At 41.9% G+C, this 3,799-nt stretch carries 2 protein-coding genes and 1 pseudogene; all 3 read left to right on the plus strand.

Translation table 11 applies throughout. The features are described from left to right. A pseudogene (locus AB4Z17_RS32690) lies at window positions 1-414 on the plus strand (extracellular solute-binding protein); the annotation flags it as partial. Window positions 415-563: 149 nt separating this feature from the next. Continuing rightward, window positions 564-2,231: a sensor histidine kinase gene (locus AB4Z17_RS32695; protein WP_441964527.1), complete on the plus strand. Its 1,668-nt coding sequence runs from the start codon at window positions 564-566 to the stop codon at window positions 2,229-2,231. Beyond that, window positions 2,231-3,799: response regulator (locus tag AB4Z17_RS32700; protein ID WP_441964528.1), on the plus strand; the 1,569-nt coding region annotated here is incomplete at its 3' end. The genes AB4Z17_RS32695 and AB4Z17_RS32700, both read left to right, overlap by 1 nt.

Genomic DNA, 3,799 nt, shown 5'->3' on the forward strand with positions numbered 1-3,799 from the left:
ATCAAAGGAATTCATTGGGATGTAGTGGACGGCAAGATCAAAAATAAAACGTCCGAATTATCGAAGGAAATGAAAGAAAAGTACCTGTGGGTCGATCATTACAGAATGCCGCGCCGTGGTGACGATGCCGAGTACTTCAGCTTCCAGAATCCTAAGACGGCAGAAGCTTTCGTGAACAACCAACAATATGTGGGGCCAACGCTGCCTGGAAACTTATTGACCGCAGACCCTAGCGATACCTTGGCAACTGACCGCTCGCGTTTCATTAATGAAAGCTTAGTCAAATTTATGACGGGCAAAGACCCTCTATCCAATTGGGACAATTTCCTCCAAACGTTGGATACCAAGTTTGACATGAAGAAATATAAGGAAACAGCAATCAAGCAATTTAAAGAAGCAGGCTTAATCAAGTAAATGAACGAAGAGAGTGGCTATTCGTAGCCCCTCTCTTTATTGTCATTTTAATACAGACTCAAAAARGAAGATGCGCAATGCGAAGAAGAATCAGCTTGCCTTTAAAATTATTTTTTATCGTGTTTGCGTTTGTATTAGGCTGCATAATCTTGATAAGCCAATTGTCCTATCGCTATGTCCAAAAGGAAATAAGAACCAATGACATCTTCTACACCAACCAAATACTTGACAAGGTCGATCAGTATTTCACCGTTAATTTTTCCTCCTTCCAGACGATCCTGTTCTCGGTCGAAACATCGGTGAAAGCCAACATAGACAATACGGAAGTAATCAAAAAGCAATTAAGAGAGCTATATGAACTCAACAGCAATTACGTCAGTAATATTTATTTGATCAAAAGCGATTTATCCATTGTAGGCGGAAGCACGCCTACCCGTATTTTTGATGAACCGTTAGCGGAAAGAGAGCCTTTATTTCATGCGGCCGACAAGAACAGAAGGACGACCTTCGTCAGTGATCCTTACAAATCAAAGTATTCCGGCTGGACAGTTACGATGGTTCGATATCTGAATGGCGCTCCATTTCCGATGGCCATTGCTGTAGATTTGGATCTAAATGCTATTGAAGAAACCTTGTTCAAGATTAATAAGCAGGAACAAATGAATTTGGCTCTGATCACCGCATCGGGTAAGATCATTGCCGGATTTTCGGAAAATAGAGGACCGCTGAATGTTCAAGATCATACGTTTTCAATCGGAGAGACGTCAGCAGAACAAATTCTGGATACGGCAGAAACAACCCTTCAACTGCATACCAAGGATGGCCTGCCGGTCTCCCTATTGAAAAAACCGACGGAGAAATTCAATTGGACCATTATCTCGATCAATGATGAATCACGCTTGAAAGCCGCCTTGTCCAGATTGGAAACCTATTATATCGAGCTTCTAGCCGCAGGTCTTCTCTTAAGTTTGTTCGTTTCTTTTTTTATTGCCAAGTATATAAGGACTCCGCTCTTTGCGCTCAAATCAAAAATGAAACGAGTGGAACAAGGCATCCTTACAACGACAATAACGATTAACCGAAACGATGAGTTCGGAGATCTCTCCCGAGCCTTCGACCGTATGCTGCAGCAAATTGTGGAATTGATACGACGAGCGGAGGTTCATAATGAGCTTGAGAGGAAACTGGAGATTCAAGTGCTGCAGTCTCAAATCAACCCTCATTTTCTGTATAACACGCTTGGTTCGATCAGCAATGTTATTCGTCTCGGACAAATAGAGAAAGTAGATGTGGTGATCGGATCGCTCATTTCATTATTGGAATACGGGATTGATGACGCTTCAGAGAAGGTTTCGCTACACCAGGAGTTACGAAATGTAGCGGACTATATCGAAATCCAGAACATCCGCTATAACAGAAACTTCCACTTGATTGAAAATATCGAAGCAGGGTTAATAGATTTCCCAGTTTTTCGAATGCTGCTGCAGCCCCTTGTGGAGAATAGCATCTTCCATGGCTATAACGGAGGAGGGATCGAAGGCCCGATAACGATTCATGCGTACAGGGAGGGCAGCATCGTCATCATCGAAGTCGTTGATCAAGGCGAGGGAATTCCACCAGATAAAATAAAGCGTATTTTAGTTTCAGAACCGAGTGATGTGGAAGTGAAAAGGAAAAGAATCGGGTTAAATAATATTCATGGCCGAATTAGACTTCACTATGGAGAACAATATGGGCTCCAAATCGTTAGCATACCTAAGGAAATAACCCGTGTACGCGCCATATTCCCAGCAGACTTGCTAAAAGGAGAAACATAATGGTGAGAAACTATACCTGCTTCATTGTTGACGATGAAGACCTAATCATTCAAAGATTGGAATTGTTTTTTAACGAGCTCTCCCATAGGGATAAGCGATTTGTTCTAGTGGGAAAAGCGAACAATGGGCTGAATGGGATCGAGGAAATTTTGAAGCTTAAGCCGGATATTGTAATATCCGATATCGTTATGCCGAGAATGGATGGAATCTCCATGATTGAGCAGCTAAAGCCGGAGCTCCCCCATACCCAATACATCCTTTTGACCGCCTATTCATCCTTTGAATACGCCCAGCGAGCTATTCATGCCAACGTATTGGAGTACATTGTTAAAGTCCCGCTGAGGGAAGCGGATTTGGATCGGGCCTTATCTAAGGCGGCTGGGATTTTAAATGAAGTGAAGAAAAAAGAAGCGGAATTTCAATCGTTAAACGTATCCGTACTTGAAAATAAATATAGAGTCCGAAAGCAATTTTTTAACGAACTGATCAGAGGCGAAATTCCTTCCCATCGGGCATCGGATTTTGCCAATCGCATGCAGTTCCATTTCTTTCAAGCCAACTATTGCTGCTTCATTGTTGAAATGAATACGTATGAAAGTTTCCGGAACGAATACTCAGCAGCTGATCAAAACATCTTGAAATATGCGATGACGAATGTAATCGAGGAAACGGTGATGAATGGTGGAAGCGGCGTAGCTGCGGATCTGTCCGATAATCGTTTTATTGGTTTTCTTTCCTGGGAAAATAACCGCAGTGATATGGAAACGGAATATGCTTGCCAATCATTGGGAGGGCAGATCGTCTCTCATTTGCAGCAATATTTGAATCAAAGGGTATCCGTCGCTTTCGGAGGTCCGCATCGAGGCTGGGAATCGATCAAACAAGCGTACACGGAAGCTAAAAATGTGAGTGAGGATTTCTATTATCATACAGAGAAAATAGTAAAAACACCCATGCATCGGTTCCAATACCATAATGACAAAAAAGCAGACTTTCAGCAGAAGCTGGCTGATTTTCTTATATGGTTGAAAAGGAAGATTTCCAAGAAAGAGCTGGATATAGAACTTGCTGATTTGAACCAATTTGTTTCAGACCATAAAATCCAAAAGTCTATCATGGCACCCATGCTTCGAGACTTGTATAGAGACATTACGTTGAAGTTTAAATCAGGGAACAAGCTGGCCACAGAAGCAGCAGAATTCCCTATGGAATTTATGGCATTTCAAGAGCAGCTAGCCTATATTGGCGACTTCACATTCGAATATGTCCATGCTGGCCAGCTATTACATCGTGCAGAAATCATGAGTGCTATGCAGTTTATAGAAAAAAATCTGAAACAGCGTTTAACGCTGGAGGCTATTGCCGAGGATGTGAATTTGGCTCCGTCGTATTTTAGCAGCTTATTCAAAAAAACGATGAACGAAGGCGTGATCAGCTACATCAACCGTAAAAAAATTCAATTAGCTCTCGAGCTGTTAAATGTTCAGGATTATTCTTTATTGGAATTGTGCGAGGAAGTAGGAATCGTCAATGAAGGTTACTTTTGCAAACTATTTAAAGAATATACG

The sequence above is a fragment of the Paenibacillus sp. TAF43_2 genome (assembly GCF_052113545.1).
GTDB lineage: Bacteria > Bacillota > Bacilli > Paenibacillales > Paenibacillaceae > Pristimantibacillus.